We start from the raw sequence: 18650 nt of genomic DNA on the forward strand, positions 1-18650 counted from the left end.
GTCTAGATTCCCTCTCGTAGGCCTGAATGACGATTTTCATATAACTTTATATATTTACGCCTATGAACAAACTTATCGGGTGCATTTTACTATTGGTTTCTGGGGTGTGTCTTGCCACAGAAAATCTGCATCCGATTATGCCTCCTACAACATCGGTGGGCGTGCAAGGGACAATCGAACTGAACGAAGACGTATACAGCGCCGACATGGATGTGTCTGCTGAATACGCCCTCCACCCGCGCATAAGTGTCTATGTTGACGGTGCCTTCCGCTTTTTAAGCTACAGCTACGAATATTCTACCGAAGGCTATATCCATAACTACTGCAACCTGCATGTGAACGGGTTTAACGAAACCTATGCAGGAATCAAGCTGCTTATGCTCCCCCACTTGGGCATGAACCTCGGCTGGAGATTTCCTCCCGGAGAAGGTTCCCAAATCAACAGATTTCACCGGTTGAACCTAGAACCTTTCGCCCTGTTCCATGTGTCGAAGCGGCTACTTGTGGGTACGGCCTTCCGCTACAACACATTCCTCGAAGACAAGAACTACATGCCTGGCAACGAAGTCGGCTTCAAGGCGTCTTTTGTGTGGAAGCCGGGCTGGAACGATTCCTTGAATACGGGCTGGCAGTTGAGCGAAACTTTCTTGTACCAAGCCCGAATCGAAGAGTCCGAAAACAGGAACCTGGACAAGCCTTATCGCGGCATGAAGGATAAATACCGTGGCATGAAAATGAAATTCGATGCCATGCGATACTTTAAAATTGTTAGTATTCCTGTCGGGTTCGGACTGAATTACGAAATTCACGAAGGAACCTTATTCGGATTTGAAACAGGGCACCGTATAGGAATTGAAATGAAGGTCTGGTAGCTATATGAAAAAGTTTTACTTGCTTGCTCTCATGGTATTCTTCTTGAATTTTTCTAACGCATTTGCATCGGAAAAAACTCAAACTCCCCTAGCGCGCCATAGTCTAAGCTTCGAATACGACTTCCTAACCGTAACCGATTTTGCTTCTGCAATTGCTTCGATCTTTGACGATGACGCTTCATCCCAAGGAGCAATTTCTGCAGATTACGGTTATACCTTTGCCACAATTTTTGAAACCGGATTTGTTTTCAATTATGCGATTATGAATAAGCCAGTCGTTACCTTCATGCCGAAAATAAGGATTAACGGCAACCTCGGCGGCAGCATAAATCCCTTTATGGAACTGGATATGGGTGTAACTTATAGCAGCTATACGAACTATTTTATTCCCATGGGACACTTCACCCTTTTGGGTCTAGAAATCGGATACCCCGTATCGTTCAGGTTTCAAATCCCCTTTATGCTTTGGGGACAACGAGGAGCCACCTATCTCGGGATGGGCGTTCGATTCTAACGCAAGCCTAAGCGAAAAAATTGAAGCTTGTTTTCTTCAGTTCTTTGAGAGAATGGAGAACTGCATAGTCGGGGTTGCCAATAGACTGGGCAGCCTCTTTTATGTAGCGGTCTAAATCTTCGGCAGACTGGGCATGCATCATGGCGTACAAGTTGTACGGGAAACCATCGAATGCCGGACGGTCATAGCAATGGGAAACGTGAGGATTTTTAGCGAGGATGTCGCCCTCATTTTCCTTAAGAATGGATTGCTTCACTTCGTTCGCAATGACGTGCGAGGCGAAACACACCATGGCATTGTAGGCAAAGCCTGCCTGCTGGTGCCTGAGAATCGCCCCGAAACGGCGCATAAAGCCCTTGGCAATGTCTTCGCGGAGTTCTTCTACGGAGACGCCCCAATCGCTAAAAGGCATAAGCGAGTGCGGAATGTCGGTACAGGCAACGCGAATGCGGGCGCGGTCAGAATCTTCAATACAAGTGTTACTTGAAATGTATGGATTCCGGATGCGTTCGCATCCAGAATGACCTTTCGCCAAGACGGGCGCAGCGACTACCGTACTACGCGGGCCGCGGGTCATCACCGTGTCAATCTTGAACTTCTTCGTCACGGTAAGGATGTGCACATCCTGCAAATCCGTCTTGGAACAGAGGGCGTCGACAATCTTCTGTACTTCCGATTCATTCTCGGCAATGACCGTAAACCACACGTTAAATTCGTGACTGCGAATGTAATTGTGCGTAATCGCAGGAACCTCGTTCACTGCTGCGGCGAACTTTTCGATGTCCGAGACCTTGCCTGCGCAGAGTCGAGAAATAAAGCCCAGACGCCTGGAATCGTAAATGCCTCCGATGCGACGAATAACCCCCGAGACACGAAGATTCTCTACTGCTTCGAAGACTTGCTGCTCCGAGACAGCCTCACCCTGCGCACAGAACTTCTCTGCCAAAGCCTTGTAGGGGCGCTCTTCCAATGGGAAGGCGTCCTGAATGGTGTCGAGGATTTGCTGTTCCAGTGCAGTCATGGATTGCTTTGTCACTACGTTCCTCGCAATGACGTTATCCAATCTCTTCGTCGGTCAGGTAGCAGGCTGGATCCTGTTCCCAGAAGTCACCGGTGACCGCTTCTGCGCGGGTACGGAAGTTTCCGTTGCAAAGATTCAGATATGCGCACTTGGGGCAGCGGCCCTTCAGAATCGGCTTGCGGTTCTTGAGGCCTGCCATAATCGGATTGCTTTCATCGCTCCAGATTTCGCCGAAGCTACGTTCGCGCACGTTGCCCAGCGTAATGTATTGCGTGAACTGGTCGGGGTGAACGTTACCGATGCTGTCGATGTTACCGAAGGCCATGCCGCTGCGGTTGCCGCCATTGCGCTGGATGAGTTCCAGCACCTTTTCAGCGCGGGCAGGATCTTCACGCTTCATGCGCAGGTACAGGTAGACAGCGTCGGCGTGGTTGTCGACGGTCAAGATTTCCTTGTTGATTCCGCGCTTCTTGAAGTCCAAGGTGCGGTCGATAATCAGGTCCATGGCCTTGCGGCTTTCTTCATGGTTCAAGTCGTTCTGTACCATGGCAGAACCGCGGCCGCTGTAAACCAGGTGATAGAAGCACACTCGATCAATGTTTTCGGCTTCCAGCAGGTCGAAAATGGCGTTCAAGTCCTGCACGTTGTAGCGGGTAATGGTAAAGCGCAGGCCCACCTTCTGGCCCGTTGCCACACAGTTACGGATGCCGCGAAGAGCGAGCTTGTAAGCGCCTTCCTTACCGCGGAACTTGTCGTGGGTGGCTTCGCAGCCGTCCAAGCTAATGCCCACGTAGCCTACACCCATGTCCTTAAGCTTCTTAGCGACATCTGGCGTAATGCAGGTACCGTTGGTGCTGATGGTCGGACGAATACCCTTGGAAGCGGCATAATTTGCCAGTTCAAAGAAGTCCGGGCGCAGCAGGGGTTCTCCACCGCTGAACAGGATCACCGGCACCTTGAAATCGGCCAACTGATCAATAAGAGCCAAACCTTCTTCGTGGGTCAGTTCGTTCTGGTACTTGATAGCCTCGGAGCGGGCATAACAGTGCACGCAGCTCAGGTTGCAGGTCTTGGTGCAATTCCACACCACCACCGGACCGCGACCGGGAGCTACCCCATTCTTGGATTCATGGGCACGAGGTTCATAACGCAGCTGATCCCCGTAGTTCGGGGTATCCATCAAGAGTTTGGTAATACTGATCATAATCTAAAACTTTTTTGGGAACGCTCCAAAGATAGAAAAAAGGCCGCAGCAGCTAAAGCTACGACCCATTAGTTTTACAAGAGCTTCTTGAAATGTATAGATCCCGCCGTGCATAGCACGCCAGGATGACTGCACAATTAAAGCTTCACAGAATCCTTAGAGATGAACTTCTTGATCTTCTTGTCGCCCATCCAGAGCTTCTTGTGGCTCTGCAAATCGGTGAGTTCCAGGTCCACCTGGTAGAAGATAACGGACTGGCCGCCTTCCTGGTCCACGATGGTGTTGATGGTGCCGGTCAGCATCCAGTCAGCACCGGTTTCCTGGTGGAGTTCCTTGGAGGTTTCTTCCGTAGCGTTACCCTGCTGGTCGCGGACTTCTTCACGGAGTTCGGCGCGTTCGGCAGAGTTGGCAACGAAGTCAACAGCGCCAGAGTTCAAGAGGGCACGTTCCATGTCCTTGATGAAGGTTTCCACGCTGATGTGTTCGTGGCTCTTGTTGCGAATCTTGCCAATCACGACGGTCGGGGTACGGCCCATTTCGCCAATGATTTTTTCGATTTTCGTGCTGCCCAAGCAACCGGAAATCATTTCGTCAGCCACCAAGCGGGAGTCCGTGTCGTTCCACTTGCCCGAAAGGTCCGTGGTGGAATTTTCGTCGATACGGGTCACCGTCTTGCCGCCGCTGCTGCATGCGACCATGCAGAGTGAGCAACCGAGAGCGAGGATAGCAAACAATTTACGCATTAGATTTCTCCTTGAAAATTTTTTAACAAATGTACAATCTTTCTTTTTATTTGTCTATAAAACTAGCTTTACAATAGAAATAAAGAAGATGAACCGCCAAATCCGCGGGACAGAATAAAAAAATACCGCAGAGCGGACTCTGCGGCACTTTTAAATTGTCGAAGAAAGATTACTTCTCAGCGAATTTCTTAGAGGCGGCCTTGACCTTCGGGTCGTTCTGGGCATCCTTGATCTTCTGCTTGATACCGTCTTCAATCTGCTTCTTGAGCTTGGCGGCGAGGGCGGGGAAACGTTCTTCCAGGGAATCGCTAAAGACAGCCGGTTTCTTGGGAGCGGGAGCACCCTTACGCTTGGCGTTCAGGGGGCGCTTCTTCTTGGCCGGGGCCTTCTTTTCTTGGGATTTTGTTTCCTGAGGCTTGACTTCTTCTGTGGATTTGACTTCAGTTTCTTCTGACATAATAGACCTCTTGGAAATATTGTTAATTTGACGGCGCAAAAATAGTAAAAATTTCCACCTTTACTAGGTTTTGCAATTAAAAATTATGCTTTTTTAAGCCAAAAAAGGCGATTTTGGACTACCACTAGCCGTTCAATTTCTTGTTTTCGAGCCAATGGGCAAGCACGGTAATGTCGGCCGGGCGGACGCCGGGGATACGGCTAGCCTGGCCAAGCGTTAAGGGCTTGTGGGCATTCAGGCGCTGGCGGCTTTCGATACTGACGGCAGTTACCTGCATGTAGTCAAAGTTCTCGGGCAGGCGCACGGATTCCATCTTCTTCTGGTCGTCGATTTCGCGAGCCTGCCGGTCGAAGAAGCCTGCGTAGATTTCTTCGGCGTACATAAACCACTGATCGCGGCGAGAAAGCTTTAAATCGGGCAGCGCGGTCCGGAAGAACAGTTCCGGGTCGATTCCAGGACGGCGCAGCACGTTAATCCAACGGGTGCGCTCGGTAGCCGGAGATTGACCGCCGGCAGCCAGGATTTCGTTGGCCTGGTCGGGGGTTGCCGATTCTTCGGTCATGCGGGTGCGGGCGGAGGCCATCAGTTCCTGACGGTGCTTCCAGTCGGCAAAGTCGCTATCCGAAATCATACCGATTTCGTGAGCACGTTCCTTAAGGCGAGTCTCTGCGTTATCGCTACGGAGGAACAGTCGGTATTCGGCGCGGCTCGTGAACATGCGGTAGGGTTCATCCAGCAAAATGTTCACCAGGTCGTCCGCCATCACTCCTAGGTAGCTGTCGGAACGACCTAAAATAAAGGGAGCCTCTCCCTTTACTTTCAGAGCCGCGTTAATGCCAGCCAAGAGTCCCTGACCGGCGGCTTCTTCGTAACCGCTGGTACCGCAGACCTGGCCTGCAAAATAAAGCCCAGGAACCTTCTTGCATTCAAAGGTCGGGAACAGTTGCGTGGCATCCACCGAATCGTATTCCACGGCATAACCAATCTGCAACACGCGGGCGCGGGTAAGACCCGGAATGGTGTGGATGGCGGCCAGCTGAATGTCTGCCGGCAAGCTGGAACTGAATCCGTTGATGTAGACGCGACCGATATCTGCCTGTTCCGGTTCCAGGAACAACTGGTGACCGTCACGGTCGCCAAAGCGGTTAATCTTGTCTTCGATGCTGGGGCAGTAGCGCGGGCCCTTGCCGTGAATGCGGCCACTGAACATGGGGCTGTCCTTGAAGCCGCTACGTAGAATATCGTGGGTCTTCAGGTTCGTGCGGGTAATCCAGCACACGCAGTCATTGCGGACGAATTTGTTCGCAACATCGCCCCAGAAATAATTTTCGTCGCGGCCAGGAACGGTGTTCGCCACATGGCGGTCGCTCATGGGCCACGGAATGTCGTCGCCATGCTGCACGTCGCATTCGTTAAAGTCGATGGAATCGGGATCCAGGCGGCTGGGCGTTCCGGTCTTCAGACGACGGAGCGCAATCCCTTCGCGAGCGAGGCATTCCGACAATTTGTCGGCACTGGGCTCGCCCACTCGCCCACCAATGCTTGTTTCAAGACCGGTGAACATCTTGGAGGCAAGGAAGGTTCCGCTGGTAATCACCAGCGAGCGCGTCATATAGCGTTCGCCATTCAGGAGCGTGAGTTCCAGGCGACCGTCGGCCATGCGCGTGAAAGCTGCCAGTTCGCCCTGAATCACCGAAAGCCCCGGAAGGCTTGTAATGACTTCTCGGGCCACTTCGCTGTAATACTTCATGTCGCACTGGGCACGCGGGCCCCACACGGCCGGCCCCTTGCTCATATTGAGCATGCGGAACTGGATGCCCGCCTTGTCGGTCAAGAGGCCCATCAGGCCACCGAGGGCATCGATGTCGCGGACAATCTGACCTTTCGCCACCCCGCCTACGGCCGGGTTGCAGCTCATACGACCGATGGCGTTAATATCCATCGTGAGCATGGCCGTCTTTACACCGAGTTTCCAAGCGGCGTGGGTCGCTTCAATTCCAGCGTGCCCACCACCGACAACGACTACGTCAAATTCAGCGATTAATGACACTCTATTGTTCTTTCAACTATTTTGTTTCGGCGGCTTTCGGAGCTTCTGTTTTCGGAGCTTCAGGATTCCATTCGACGTTCTTGCCCGAAAGAAGACCGGCGATATCCTGCTTCATTTCTTCCTTCTGGTTTTCGAAGGCAGTGTACATCTTGTAGGTGCCATCCGGATTTACGACATAGACCTTAGGAACGTAGCCGTCGCTGTAAAGTTCACCGAACTGGCGGGATTCGTCCCAAACCACATTAATGGTTTCGTCCCACTTGGCGTTATCCATGAACTTGCGGATGCCCACCTTCTGGTTTCCGCCGCTTGCAACAGCGAGAGTAACCAGGCCCTTCGGGGCAAATTCCTTGGCAATGGCAAGAACTTCGGGTGCTGCATGAGCGCAGTGGCCGCAAGTGGCAGAGAAGTACATGACAAAGAGCGGCTTGTTTGCAAACGGTTCGAAGTTTTCAAGATCCTTGGCAATAGCCTTGTCCACAGCGATCTTGGTAGCCTTCACCTTGAGGTTGAACTTCTGGGGCATGCCGTTGGCAAGGGTGTCGCCACGGAGCGGAGCAATTTCTTCCTTCAGCTTAGCTTCTGCTTCCTGCTGCTTCTTGATGGCGGCGGCACGCAGGTCCTGCATCTTCTGCTGGTAGCGCTGGCCAATGGCGTTGAGAGAATCCTGCGGAAGCTGGAGCGTGTAGGTAGAGTCAGCCACCTTGACGGCAGATTCCTTGATACCCAAAATGAAGTAATCTACATCGAATTCGGTCTGGAATTGGCTACCAATGTTCAAGAACTGGTTTGCAAACTGAAGACCCAGCAGGTAAGAGAACTTGGTGTTGTCCGGAGAATCGGCAGCAACGGTCACTTCGGCACCCGTAGAAGCCGGAGCCTTGGCAATCGGCTGTGCACGAGCGACAGAATCGACATAAGCCTTGATCTTTTCGCCGTTGCCTTCGGCCATCATGGCGCTGTCCGGGCGGGTTTCTTCGTAACGCTTACGGGCAATTGTAGAGTAACGCTGGCTAATTGCCTGCAGGGAATCCACAGTCATCTGCACGTTGAAGCTTGTGTCCTTGCTAGCCTTCACGTTATCACGAATAGCCTGAATCAAGGCGTCTTCATAAATTTCTTCGCCCATCTGGCGCGGAATGATCGTAAAGTTCTGGCCACCGAACTGGGCACCCAGCATATAGGCAAATTTTTCGTCATCCGTCGAATTAGCGGTAATGGCGGCAGGAGCCTTTTCGATGGGCTTTTCGCCATTGCAAGCCATAAGACCAAACGCAGCCAATGCTGCAGAACCAAGAGCAATCTTCTTCATGTCCATAAGAATCTCCTTAGAGAAATTTTTTCGGGCATTAATATAGAAAAATCCCCCATAGAAGACTACTCTACAGGGGATTGTTTGCTTATAAATTAGAGGCTATTCAGCGAAGTAGGCCTTGGCCTTGGCGACGACGTCTTCCACCTTGACCATGGTGAATTCCTTTTCGTTACGGAACTTCCATTCTACTTCACCGTTAGCAAGGCCCTTCTTACCGATGGCGATACGCACCGGAGAGCCCCACAGGTCGGCGTCCTTGAACTTCACGCCCGGGCGTTCGTCGCGGTCATCCACGAGCACGTCGATACCGGCGGCTTCCAGTTCCTTTTCGAACTTTTCGGCGAGTTCAGCAAGTTCCGGTTCCTTACCAATCGGAACGATTTCCACCTGGAACGGAGCGATGGACTTGGGCCAAATGGGTCCGAAGTCATCGTGGCTGTTTTCGACAACGGAGGCCATCAAGCGGCCCACGCCAATGCCGTAGCAACCCATGATAGCGGGAGCGGTGGTCTTTTCGGCGGTGAGGTACTTGGCTCCCATGGATTCAGAGAACTTGGTGCCCAGCTTGAAGATGTTACCCATTTCGATACCACGGGTTTCGGTGAGGAGTTCACCGCAGCAGGGGCACTTGCAAACTTCGGAAGCTTCGGCAATGTCGGCCACTTCGAACTTCGGGAAGTCGCGCTTCGGGTTGCAATGCTTGAAGTGGAAGCCTTCTTCGTTGGCGCCCGTGACGAGGTCGAAGGAATCGGCAATGGCTTCGTCCACGATGATGCGGGTGTCGTGAGAACCGATCGGAGAGGCAAAACCCGGAACCATACCGCAAGCCTTGATGAGGCTATCTTCGGCCGGATAGAGTTCCTTAGCCTTCAAGAGGTTGTGGAGCTTGATTTCGGAAACGTCGAGGTTGCCCGGAACCACCACCGTGATGAGCTTGCCTTCGAAGTCGAAGAATACGCACTTGGCGGTAGATTCAGCAGGAACGTTCAGGAGCTTGGTGATTTCTTCGATGCTTTCGCTGTTCGGAGTAGCAACCTTTTCGAGGGTTGCATTTTCGTCGCCCTTGAAGGGAACGCGCTGGAACTTGGCAATTTCTCGGTTAGCCTGATAGCCGCACTTCTTACAAAGAATCAAGTAGTCTTCGCCGTTCGGAGTGTCGAGCATGAATTCGTGAGCGACCTTACCGCCCATGATACCCGTATCGCTCTGCACCACCACCGGTTCAATGCCCACGCGACGATAAATGCGGAGGTAGGCGTCGTATTCTTCCTGGTAGTGACGGTCCAGGTCTTCCTGGCTGGTGTGGAAGCTGTAAGCATCCTTCATCAGGAATTCGCGAACTCGGATCAGACCGCCGCGGGCACGGGCTTCGTCGCGGTACTTGGTCTTGAACTGGTAGAGCATCACCGGGAGCTGCTTGTAGCTGTTGAGCACGTAGCGCACCAGGTCGGTCATGGCTTCTTCGTGGGTCATGGCCAGCACCATGTTGTGGTTGTTACGGTCCTTGAAGCGCAGCAGTTCTTCGCCAATAGCCTGGTAACGGCCAGATTCGCTCCAGAGTTCAGCAGTCTGAACCACCGGCAAATCCACTTCGATACCGCCAATCTTGTTCATTTCTTCGCGGATAATGTTCGTAATCTTCTGGATCACGCGGTAGCCCATGGGCATCATGGAATAGATACCGGTAGAAAGGGGCTTGATATAACCGCCGCGCATGAGGAAGATGTGGGAGGGCATGGTGGCATCGCTCGGCGTTTCGCGGAGCGTTACATAGAAGTACTTGGAGAGTTTCATGGTTTTAACCTTTTAAATTTTTTACGGCGAAAATTTAGGAAAATACAAAGCTTTTAGCAACAAGCCTACTTTATCAATCTTTCCAAATCTTCAACCGATTTCGGAATATCCTTGGAAATATTCCTAAATCCGTCCTTGGTAATCAAGAGGTCGTCTTCGATGCGGATACCGATCTTTTCGCAGTAGGTCTTGCCGCCAATGGTCGCCTTGAATTCGCCGTAAAGACCCGGTTCGCAAGAAATGAGCATTCCCGGCCTGAGGACCGTATCCAAGGAGCGAGTTCCCGGTTCGCCTTCGTGAATCTGTTCGCCGATAAAATGGCTGACTCCGTGGGGGCGCTTGTCGTACAATAATTTGTATGAACCCTTGGCACCCTTGACCAAGCGGGTTTCAAGTTCCTGCATAATGAAGTCCCAAGGAATCGTCCCGATTTCCTTAAGCGACACGCCCGGGCGCACAGCCTTCTGGTATTCGTAGCCAGCATCCAGCACAATCTGGTAAAGCAACTTTTGAAGCGGGCTAAACTTGCCTGACACAGGAATGGTGCGGGAAAGATCGCTATGCAGGCTACCAATGCGAATGCCAAAATCCAGGAGCACCAGCTCCCCCGCCTTTAGGGGTTCGTCCTTTTTCACGTAATGCAAACAGCAAGCGTTCGCACCGCCCGCCACAATCGTCGGGAAGGCCAAGTCGCCGTCGCTTTCGCGCTGCATTTCGTAATCCAGCTTCAGGCCCAAATCGCGCTCGTTCTTGAAATTCTTCATTTCCGAAAGCACCGTGCGGAAGGCCTGATTCGTTACCGCCTGCGCCACCTCAGCATCCTTGATGCGTTCAGGCTCCAGCGGGAGTCGGAGCTTCCAGTGCAAGGCTGCAGCACTCTTGAGGCTAACGCCGGTACCCTTGAGGGTTTTAAGCAACTGGTGCCTGAACCGGTCGTTGTGGTCTTCCTTGAACTTTTCAAAATAGTAGGCATACACTGCGCTACCCTTCGGGAGCTTTTTCGCGCGGGCGGCCACCGTATCCATGAGTTCGTCCACCGGGCGAACATCCTTGATTCCCGTAATGCGGGCCACTTCGTTGTCGCCTTCTAAATAGCCAAGGCGCTTGCCGTTCCAAAATTCCTTGAAGGGGTCCTTGGGCGGCACAAACAGGATTTCTTCATTGGTTCTGGGATCCAGCAGCAGGTAGCAGCCCGGCTGGTTGATACCCGTCAAGAACATGAAAGCCGGTTCCTGAACCATCTTGTTCCAAGTCTGCACATAAGCTTCTTCGCTCCCCGGTTCCATGGGAATGCCTGCAAACAGGCAAAAGGAATCCAGTTCCTTGAGCATGGCCTTACGGCGTTTTTTGTATAAAGTCTTAGAATCGTAGAGGGGCGAAGAGATAAAAACCTGGGAATAGGGATTAAAATTCGACTTTGAACGCATTTTTTGCCTCTAAATAGGTAAAATTTCGGTATAAATTTACCTTTTTCGCACCCCTTTTGCTTTAAATTATATACATTTGAGGCATCACAGACTAGAATGGAGCCTGATTAAATGTCTCTTTTTAAAAATTGGAAATTGATCCTTGCAGCATCGACTGTAGCACTGTTCACCGCTTGCGCCGGCTCTTCCGGTGGTTCTAGCGACGAAGATTATGGCGACGATAGTGATTCTCCGTCCGCCCAGAGATCCGCTCCTAAGGAAAAAATCGACGAAAACAAGTTGAAAAAGACCGAAGACGAAGCTGTTGCCATTACCGAAGAAAACCACAAGCTCCGCAAGGAAATCTTCGAAGCTAAGAACAAGCTCGGTATCTCTACAGCTCCTGCTTCCGAGGAATAATTTATAGCTGACACGTTCTCGATGAACGAATTACGCTATTCTTTATCGGACGACCTGAAACGAACGATTTCAGGCGAGAACGAAACGGTTTTCCGCTTATTGGAGAGCCGTTTTTGTGTTGAAATGCAGACAAGGCTTCCGGGGCTTAGGATTATCGCAAACGAAAACAGCGATACTACGGGTGTGTTTGCTGTATTGGACCAGCTGAAAATGGCGGCCCGACACGGCAAAGTTCTTAGCGCCACCGAGCTGGAACGGATGCTGGATCCCACCGAAGTTTCTCAAAATGACCCTAATGGGGCAATTCCCACTACGCCCATTTTCAGAAACCGCATGGGAGTTTCTGTATTCGCCAAGACAAAGGCCCAGGCCGAACTGGTACGGGCAGTCGAACACAACGACATCATCTTCGCGAAAGGCCCTGCCGGAACCGGCAAGACCTTTTTGGCGGTGACGCTCGCGGTATCTAGCTTGGAACGCCATGAGGCGGAACGCATTTGTCTGGTCCGCCCGGCCGTCGAAGCCGGAGAATCCCTGGGCTACCTGCCCGGTGACTTAAAAGAAAAAATCGCCCCGTACTTGCGCCCCATCCACGACAGCCTGTCGGAGCTTTTGCCTGCCGAAAAACTCCGCAAATACGAAGAGGCCGGTGCCATTGAAGTGGCTCCCCTGGCCTACATGCGCGGACGTACTCTCAAGCGGGCCTTTATCATTCTGGACGAAGCCCAGAACACCACGCCGGAACAGATGAAAATGTTCCTTACCCGCCTCGGGCTCCATAGCAAAGCTATTATTACAGGGGATGCCACCCAGGTGGACTTGGGCAAGGGCCAGAAGTCGGGACTGATGCACGCCATGAAACTCCTGAAGGGAATTCACGGAATTGCCCAGGTGGAATTTACCACCACCGACGTGCTCCGCCACCCGCTGGTAAAGGACATACTGAACGCATATGAACGTGAAAAGTAACGTCATTGCGAGAAACGAACGTGACGAAGCAATCCATATTTGAAGAAGTGTAGAAATGAAAAAGAAAAAGATGCGAATCCATTTTATTATCGGTTGGCTGCTTGTCGCTGCTGCGGCAATCTTCCTGTTCCCCGATAAGAATATTGCGCTCCAGTCCGAACGCCCCCACTTGGGCCAGGTCAGTACGCGCACTATCGTGGCCCCCATCAACTTCGAAGTTCCCAAGTCGGAACAGGAAATCGAAGCCGAAAAGACCCGTGCCGCCGAAAAGGTGAACGCCATCTTCGGTTACAACAGTGACGAAACGACCCGCGTTTCTGAAGACCTCAAGTCGTTCCTGCACAAGCTCGCCCAGTACGGTTCCTTGCAGATTCAGATTAACCAGCTGACGGCAAATGGCGAGAGCGATTCCACCCTGCAATCCAAGGTGGTACAGGCCTCCCGCATCTACGAAGTTTTGAAGCAGCGTATTTCGACTTCGGCTATCAAGCCCCTGAGCTTGAACTCCAAGGCCCGCGACTCGCTCCTTAACGTATTTAACCGCATGCTCCAGGCCGGCGTATCCAACACCTTTATCGCTAGCACCGAAACGGCAGCCCAGCTCTACCGCGATAACTATAACCTGCAAGATTTCAAGTACATCGTCTATTCCAAGCCGAACATCACTTTAATCAAGGACAACGAAAAGACCACTGTAGAAGCCAGTACGATTCAGCCGCTCCGCCGCCGCATCGACGAAGCCTTCGCCCAGCTCCAGATGAGTTTCCCCAACGAACAGGGTCTCTTGAGTGCCTTCTACGAAACCTTGTTCGTGTTCATGATGCCTAACGTATTCTACCTGGAAAAAGAAACGGTAGCTAGCCGCGAAGAAGCCCGCAACAAGGTGACCCTCATTAAGGGCATGGTGCCTCGCGGCATGGAAATCGTGGCCCAGGGCGCTCCCATTACCAAGGAAATCCTTGAAAAGATTGACGCCTTGCAGCGCGCCCAGCAGAAAGAAGAAAATTCCAAGACCTTTACCGCCATCTACGGTAATGCTCTTATTATGGTGCTCATTGTCACCTTCTTCTTCATGTTCCTGTTCTATTCTCCCTCTAGGGGAATGTTCCGCAACGCCCGTCAGCTGTGGAGCCTGATTGCTCTTGCCCTGTTGCAGATTATTGCCTTCTGGGGAATTCACCACCTGTCCGGAAGCATCAATAGCATCAATATTTCCATAATTCCCGAGAACCTGGACTTCATGTGGATTTATCCCTTCGCATTTGCTCCCATTACGGCAACGGTGCTTTACGACCGTCGCATCGGCATTGCTTTCGCCGTGTTCTCGTCCATGATTTTTGGTATCTTGAACGGCTACGACTTGGCCGCCATGACTTGCGCCATTGCCGTGACTTTTGCTGCGACCGCCCCCATCGCCCGCATGCGTTACAGAGTGCAGTTTGTTTGGGGTATTATCGTGGGTGTCGTGGCCATGGCCGCTGCCATTAGCGTCATGTTCCTGTTGCGCAACAGACTTTCTTTCGAAGCTTTCTACCAGAACTTGATTGCCGCCGGTGCAAACATCGTGCTTTGCTACGCTTTGACTTCTGTGGCTCTCATTCACTTGATGGAACGCATCTTCGGTATTACCACGGTGCTGACCTTGATGGAAATGTCGGACTTTAACCGCCCGGCTCTGAAGCGTATTTCGGAATACGCTCCGGGAACCTTCCACCACAGTATCCAGGTTTCGAACCTGGCCGAACACGTAGCCGAAAGCATCGGAGCCAACTCTCTGCTGGTGCGCGTAATGGCCCTCTACCACGATATCGGCAAGACCATGCGTCCCGAGTACTTTACCGAGAACCAGAAGCAAGGGATCAACCCCCATAACAACATCGATCCGCTGCAGTCCGTGAAGATTATTACAGGACACGTGGAACAGGGAACGGCCCTTGCCAACGAATACAACATTCCGTCGCTGGTGGCTGCCGGTATTCGCGAACACCATGGTTCTTCGATTATCCAGTACTTCTACCACAAGGCTCTTGAAAACGCCAAGGAAACCGGCGAAGAAATCAAGGTCGAAGATTACAGCTACAAGGGCCCCAAGCCGCAGAGCAAGGAAACGGCCATCCTGATGCTTGCAGACATCATTGAAGCCACGAGCCGCTCCATGACGGATACAAGCCCCGAAGCCTTGGCAGCGATGATTCACAAGACCATTGAAAGCCGCTTTACCGAAGGCCAGTTCAACGAATGTAACCTGTCTATTAGGGAACTGTTTAAGCTCGAACGGGCATTCCTGGATAGTTTGGACGGAACTTACCACACCCGCGTTAAGTACCCTGGACAAAAGTAAAAAAAAGTGCGATTTTAGCCCAAAATCGGTTGACAAGCGCCGTAAACTTTGTATATTTGGCTTCGTAATCTTGAGACGAGGAAATACCTGATGGATAAAAAGAATATCATTCTGATTGCTCTCGGTGTGTTGCTCCTCGTGATCGGTTTCATCTGCCTCGCTACTGGCCCTGCAGACAATCCGGTTTCTCTCACGGTTGCACCGCTTATCTTGGTTGCCGCCTACCTGGTTGTGATTCCGGTTGGAATCCTCTGGAAGGGCAAAAAGCAGGACAAGTAATCCCTTTCGGGCGATTAGCTCAGTTGGTTCAGAGCGTCTGCCTTACAAGCAGAATGTCAGCGGTTCGAATCCGTTATCGCCCACTACCGAAAATCGGAAACGATTTGGGGTGGTAGCTCAATTTTGGTTAGAGCACCGGCCTGTCACGCCGGAGGTTGCGAGTTCAAGCCTCGTCTATCCCGCGAAAAAAGCCTCTCGAAAGAGAGGCTTTTTCGTTTGCCATGCGAAGTATGGCAAACAACATTTCGCCCTTCATTTGAAGGGCTTTTTCGTTTGTTGAGCGAAGCTCAGCAAACAACATTCCACCTCTCGAAAGAGAGGCTTTTTCGTTTTTACTTCCCGAACAACACCATCCCGCGGCCACGGCTTAGTGGCTGTTTGCGGACTTGGCGACCCATAAGGTCGAAGGTTCTTGTAGGCAGGCGGAGCTGCTGCGTGCGAACCATACGCTTGGCTGCTATATCAGTCGTAGAAGTATCCGTAGACGAGGTATCGTCTTTTGAAGCTTCCTGAATCTGCCAGATGAAGGAATCATCATTCTGTTTCGGATTCTGCACTACGGTACTCCCCACCGACTGCAGATAATGTCCGCTCTTGTAATTCTTGAGATAGAATGCATTCGGCGTATTGACCGGCGCACCTTCAAATACGTACCTCTGGTGGGCTCCGCCATTATAGCCATAGGTCGAAGCCTTCACACCTGCCGCCGTCGATTCGTTAGGAATGTCGATTACGCGATTGCCCAACTGAATGTAATACGTAACCGGATTGTCGCCTACAGAGAAAATCTTCACGAAGGTCGCCGGGTCCGAACAATTCATCAGTTCCAAAGCATTGGAAGAGGTAATTCCCATGCAATCCTTGGTATCGCCGAGGGACTTGATTCTCCCCTCTTTATAGAACGCTTCCTTAAAGATATCCTGGTACATCGCATAGACGATTTTAGCGTGATTGATCAGGTCTTGCTCGCTCTTGACTTCGCTGGCATAGTTCAAGCCATAGGGCCAAAAGTGCTGGTTATCGCCCTTAAGCACGGCATCAGGACCGTCGATTTCCTTCAAGACCGCCTGGGCCTTTTCACCTTGGAACACTCCGTCCTTGAACATGGAGCGATAAGCATCCGTCGTACCCATGCCCATGGTATGCGCCATTTCGTGCATGGCTGTACCCACGAACATGTAGCTGCGTTCCTTGCCAAAACGGAGATCTCCGTTGCTGCTAGCCTCTGCGGTAGGAACACCTGGTGCGTAATACACGTTGATGTACTTGGAAAGGTTCGTGTACTTGTTATAAAGGTAGACTGCCGAATCCATCACCGTCGTAATGCGCTGGTAGGCATCCAACTCGTCTTCAGTCGGATTGCTGGATTTGTGTAGTGTATATTCAACGGTAGCAAAGGCGCTCTGGGTGAAGAATGCCACCAAAGCCACACTAAAAATCGAACGCGGGATTCGCCCAAAATTCATATCAACTCCAATCCAATCACCAGAATAAATCTATAATCAGATTGGAGCTTACGCAAGTAAAATTTTGAACTAGCCCTGAGAAGTTTCAGCAAACTTCAGGTTTTCGTAGTTCTTGATGGCGAGATTCAAACGGTATTCGTTCGGGAACAGGCACACGAGGTTACGTTCCTTGTCCATCATGCAGTCCATGGCGTATTCCTCAGCGAACTTGGCCACATCCTTTTCGGGGCCAGACACCCAGCGAATGCCGTGAGCAGGCACACGGTCCAGAGACACGTCGGCACCGTATTCGCTCTGCAGGCGGAACTTGAGCACGTCGAACTGCAACTCACCCACCACGCCAATCACGGGGATAGCGGACTTGAGGGGTTCATACAACTGCGTTGCACCTTCTTCGCTAAGTTCGGCAAGGCCCTTGGCCATCTGCTTGCTCTTGAGCGGATTCAACAAAGTCACGCGGGCAAAATGTTCCGGAGCAAAGTCAGGAATGCCAGTGAAGTTCACCTTTTCGCCGTCGGTCAAGGTATCGCCGATGCGGAAGAGACCCGGGTCGTTGATACCCACGATATCACCAGCCCAGGCGTGATCGATGACTTCCTTGTCCTTTGCGAGGAAAGCGGTCGGTGCAGCCAGGCGGATTTCGCGGCCGGTGCGCACGTGGAAAACCTTTTCGCCACGGGTAAAGCTGCCCGAGCAAATGCGCAGGAATGCCGTACGGTCGCGGTGCTTGGGGTCCATGTTTGCCTGAATCTTGAACACGAAGGCACTGAAGGCTTCTTCATCAGGAGCAACCGGGCGCTTGTCGGTTTCGCGGACCATCGGAGGGGGCGCAAGCTTTGCAAAAGCGTTCAGCAGCTGACGCACACCGAAGTTATTCACGGCAGAACCGAAGAACACGGGGCACATCTCCCCCTTCAGGAACTTTTCGTGGTCGAAGGGGTCCATGGCACCAGTGACCATTTCATATTCTTCCTTGAACTGGGCGACCCAGTTTTCGCCACACATTTCAACCAGACGCGGATCGTCCGGGCCTTCCATCTGGATGATTTCCTGATGGCCTTCTTCTTTATTAAAAGTATGGAAGGTATTTTCGGCGATGGAATACACTCCCTTGAAGAGCTTACCCACGCCAATGGGGAGCGTAAAGGGAGCCACCTTGATTTTCAAGATGCTTTCAATTTCGTCGAGCAAATCCAGCACATGGCGGCCATCCAAGTCCATCTTGTTGATGAACGTGATGATGGGCGTATGACGCATGCGGCACACATCCATGAGCTTGATGGTCTGCTTTTCCACACCGTTCACGCTATCGATAAGCACGAGGGCGGCGTCAACGGCTGTCAGGGCGCGGTAGGTGTCTTCGCAGAAGTCCTGGTGCCCCGGGGTATCCACCAGGTTGAACATGCAACCTTCGAAGGGGAAATTCAGCACAGAACTGGAAACCGAAATACCACGCTGCTGTTCAATCTTCATCCAGTCACTCACCGTATAGCTACGGTTGGCCTTGGCGCGAACGTGACCCGCCTCGCGGATAACGTTTCCGTACCACAGGAACTTTTCGGTGATGGTGGTCTTACCTGCGTCAGGGTGGCTGACAATGGCAAAGGTGCGGCGTTTTTCGATTTCTGCGTTCATGATTAATCCGTTTTTTACGGCGGCAAATATAGATTTTTTAGACGAAAGACAAAAGACGAGGAACGAGATAAATGCACAAAAAAACCGCCTCGGGGTGAGACGGTTTTTAGTGGATGATGCAGGGGTCGAACCTGCGACCCGCTGATTAAGAGTCAGCTGCTCTA

Annotated in this window: 16 protein-coding genes and 2 tRNA genes; 8 read left to right on the forward strand and 10 right to left on the reverse strand. The window is 51.8% G+C overall.

The genetic code is table 11. The features are described from left to right. The first annotated feature begins 62 nt into the window (after positions 1 to 62). Positions 63 to 872: a hypothetical protein gene (locus ACJMNB_RS04900; RefSeq protein ID WP_405339566.1), complete on the forward strand. Its 810-nt coding sequence runs from the start codon at positions 63 to 65 to the stop codon at positions 870 to 872. A gap of 4 nt (positions 873 to 876) precedes the next feature. Next, on the forward strand, positions 877 to 1386 hold the full coding sequence (locus ACJMNB_RS04905) for a hypothetical protein (RefSeq protein WP_405339568.1): 510 nt from the start codon (positions 877 to 879) through the stop codon (positions 1384 to 1386). A 7-nt stretch (positions 1387 to 1393) separates the two neighbouring features. Here the strand turns inward: ACJMNB_RS04905 and ACJMNB_RS04910 are convergent, their stop codons facing one another. The 8 genes from ACJMNB_RS04910 to ACJMNB_RS04945 form a co-directional block, all read right to left on the reverse strand. After that, on the reverse strand, positions 1394 to 2422 hold the full coding sequence (locus ACJMNB_RS04910) for an Lrp/AsnC family transcriptional regulator (RefSeq protein ID WP_405339570.1): 1029 nt from the start codon (positions 2420 to 2422) through the stop codon (positions 1394 to 1396). A 19-nt stretch (positions 2423 to 2441) separates the two neighbouring features. Beyond that, positions 2442 to 3611: a putative heme d1 biosynthesis radical SAM protein NirJ1 gene (gene nirJ1, locus ACJMNB_RS04915; RefSeq protein WP_405339572.1), complete on the reverse strand. Its 1170-nt coding sequence runs from the start codon at positions 3609 to 3611 to the stop codon at positions 2442 to 2444. 137 nt (positions 3612 to 3748) lie between these two features. Beyond that, positions 3749 to 4354, reverse strand: a complete 606-nt coding sequence (locus tag ACJMNB_RS04920) for a penicillin-binding protein activator LpoB (protein WP_405339574.1) — start codon at positions 4352 to 4354, stop codon at positions 3749 to 3751. A 169-nt stretch (positions 4355 to 4523) separates the two neighbouring features. Continuing rightward, on the reverse strand, positions 4524 to 4811 hold the full coding sequence (locus tag ACJMNB_RS04925) for a hypothetical protein (RefSeq protein WP_073054325.1): 288 nt from the start codon (positions 4809 to 4811) through the stop codon (positions 4524 to 4526). Between the two features lie 124 nt (positions 4812 to 4935). Continuing rightward, positions 4936 to 6861, reverse strand: a complete 1926-nt coding sequence (gene mnmG, locus ACJMNB_RS04930; RefSeq protein ID WP_405339576.1) for a tRNA uridine-5-carboxymethylaminomethyl(34) synthesis enzyme MnmG — start codon at positions 6859 to 6861, stop codon at positions 4936 to 4938. Between the two features lie 16 nt (positions 6862 to 6877). Further along, complete coding sequence (locus tag ACJMNB_RS04935; RefSeq protein WP_405339578.1) at positions 6878 to 8179, reverse strand: FKBP-type peptidyl-prolyl cis-trans isomerase N-terminal domain-containing protein; 1302 nt, start codon at positions 8177 to 8179, stop codon at positions 6878 to 6880. 96 nt (positions 8180 to 8275) lie between these two features. Beyond that, positions 8276 to 9970 carry a proline--tRNA ligase gene (locus tag ACJMNB_RS04940; protein ID WP_405339580.1) on the reverse strand — a complete coding sequence of 565 codons (1695 nt, stop codon included), beginning with the start codon at positions 9968 to 9970 and terminating at the stop codon, positions 8276 to 8278. A 65-nt stretch (positions 9971 to 10035) separates the two neighbouring features. Continuing rightward, a complete protein-coding gene (locus tag ACJMNB_RS04945) occupies positions 10036 to 11397 on the reverse strand; it encodes an aminopeptidase P family protein (RefSeq protein ID WP_405339582.1) in 1362 nt (453 codons plus the stop codon). Between the two features lie 111 nt (positions 11398 to 11508). On the opposite strand from ACJMNB_RS04945, the gene ACJMNB_RS04950 reads away from it, so the two are divergent. From ACJMNB_RS04950 to ACJMNB_RS04975, 6 genes are all read left to right on the forward strand, one after another. Further along, entirely contained in the window at positions 11509 to 11796 is a 288-nt protein-coding gene (locus ACJMNB_RS04950; RefSeq protein WP_405339584.1) for a hypothetical protein, read from the forward strand. A 123-nt stretch (positions 11797 to 11919) separates the two neighbouring features. Next, a complete protein-coding gene (locus tag ACJMNB_RS04955; protein WP_405339586.1) occupies positions 11920 to 12765 on the forward strand; it encodes a PhoH family protein in 846 nt (281 codons plus the stop codon). A gap of 55 nt (positions 12766 to 12820) precedes the next feature. Further along, a complete protein-coding gene (locus tag ACJMNB_RS04960) occupies positions 12821 to 15106 on the forward strand; it encodes an HD family phosphohydrolase (RefSeq protein ID WP_405339588.1) in 2286 nt (761 codons plus the stop codon). 90 nt (positions 15107 to 15196) lie between these two features. Next, positions 15197 to 15385: a hypothetical protein gene (locus tag ACJMNB_RS04965; RefSeq protein ID WP_173353242.1), complete on the forward strand. Its 189-nt coding sequence runs from the start codon at positions 15197 to 15199 to the stop codon at positions 15383 to 15385. An 8-nt stretch (positions 15386 to 15393) separates the two neighbouring features. After that, positions 15394 to 15468 (forward strand) — tRNA-Val (locus tag ACJMNB_RS04970). A gap of 23 nt (positions 15469 to 15491) precedes the next feature. Then, positions 15492 to 15567 (forward strand) — tRNA-Asp (locus ACJMNB_RS04975). Between the two features lie 150 nt (positions 15568 to 15717). Here the strand turns inward: ACJMNB_RS04975 and ACJMNB_RS04980 are convergent. Further along, a complete protein-coding gene (locus ACJMNB_RS04980; RefSeq protein ID WP_405339590.1) occupies positions 15718 to 16851 on the reverse strand; it encodes an RICIN domain-containing protein in 1134 nt (377 codons plus the stop codon). 69 nt (positions 16852 to 16920) lie between these two features. Further along, a complete protein-coding gene (locus ACJMNB_RS04985) occupies positions 16921 to 18486 on the reverse strand; it encodes a peptide chain release factor 3 (protein ID WP_405339592.1) in 1566 nt (521 codons plus the stop codon). Positions 18487 to 18650: the final 164 nt, after the last annotated feature.

Origin of the sequence: Fibrobacter sp. (genome assembly GCF_045131395.1) — a bacterium.
In the GTDB taxonomy this organism is placed as follows: Bacteria; Fibrobacterota; Fibrobacteria; order Fibrobacterales; family Fibrobacteraceae; genus Fibrobacter.

Excerpts from the sequence above, each read along its gene's own strand:
- ACJMNB_RS04985 (WP_405339592.1), bottom strand. The coding sequence starts at position 18,486 with ATGAACGCAGAAATCGAAAAACGCCGCACCTTTGCCATTGTCAGCCAC.
- ACJMNB_RS04980 (WP_405339590.1), bottom strand. The coding sequence starts at position 16,851 with ATGAATTTTGGGCGAATCCCGCGTTCGATTTTTAGTGTGGCTTTGGTG.
- ACJMNB_RS04960 (WP_405339588.1), top strand. The coding sequence starts at position 12,821 with ATGAAAAAGAAAAAGATGCGAATCCATTTTATTATCGGTTGGCTGCTT.
- ACJMNB_RS04965 (WP_173353242.1), top strand. The coding sequence starts at position 15,197 with ATGGATAAAAAGAATATCATTCTGATTGCTCTCGGTGTGTTGCTCCTC.
- ACJMNB_RS04905 (WP_405339568.1), top strand. The coding sequence starts at position 877 with ATGAAAAAGTTTTACTTGCTTGCTCTCATGGTATTCTTCTTGAATTTT.
- ACJMNB_RS04950 (WP_405339584.1), top strand. The coding sequence starts at position 11,509 with ATGTCTCTTTTTAAAAATTGGAAATTGATCCTTGCAGCATCGACTGTA.
- ACJMNB_RS04955 (WP_405339586.1), top strand. The coding sequence starts at position 11,920 with ATGCAGACAAGGCTTCCGGGGCTTAGGATTATCGCAAACGAAAACAGC.
- ACJMNB_RS04900 (WP_405339566.1), top strand. The coding sequence starts at position 63 with ATGAACAAACTTATCGGGTGCATTTTACTATTGGTTTCTGGGGTGTGT.
- ACJMNB_RS04935 (WP_405339578.1), bottom strand. The coding sequence starts at position 8,179 with ATGGACATGAAGAAGATTGCTCTTGGTTCTGCAGCATTGGCTGCGTTT.
- ACJMNB_RS04920 (WP_405339574.1), bottom strand. The coding sequence starts at position 4,354 with ATGCGTAAATTGTTTGCTATCCTCGCTCTCGGTTGCTCACTCTGCATG.
- ACJMNB_RS04925 (WP_073054325.1), bottom strand. The coding sequence starts at position 4,811 with ATGTCAGAAGAAACTGAAGTCAAATCCACAGAAGAAGTCAAGCCTCAG.
- nirJ1 (WP_405339572.1), bottom strand. The coding sequence starts at position 3,611 with ATGATCAGTATTACCAAACTCTTGATGGATACCCCGAACTACGGGGAT.
- ACJMNB_RS04945 (WP_405339582.1), bottom strand. The coding sequence starts at position 11,397 with ATGCGTTCAAAGTCGAATTTTAATCCCTATTCCCAGGTTTTTATCTCT.
- ACJMNB_RS04940 (WP_405339580.1), bottom strand. The coding sequence starts at position 9,970 with ATGAAACTCTCCAAGTACTTCTATGTAACGCTCCGCGAAACGCCGAGC.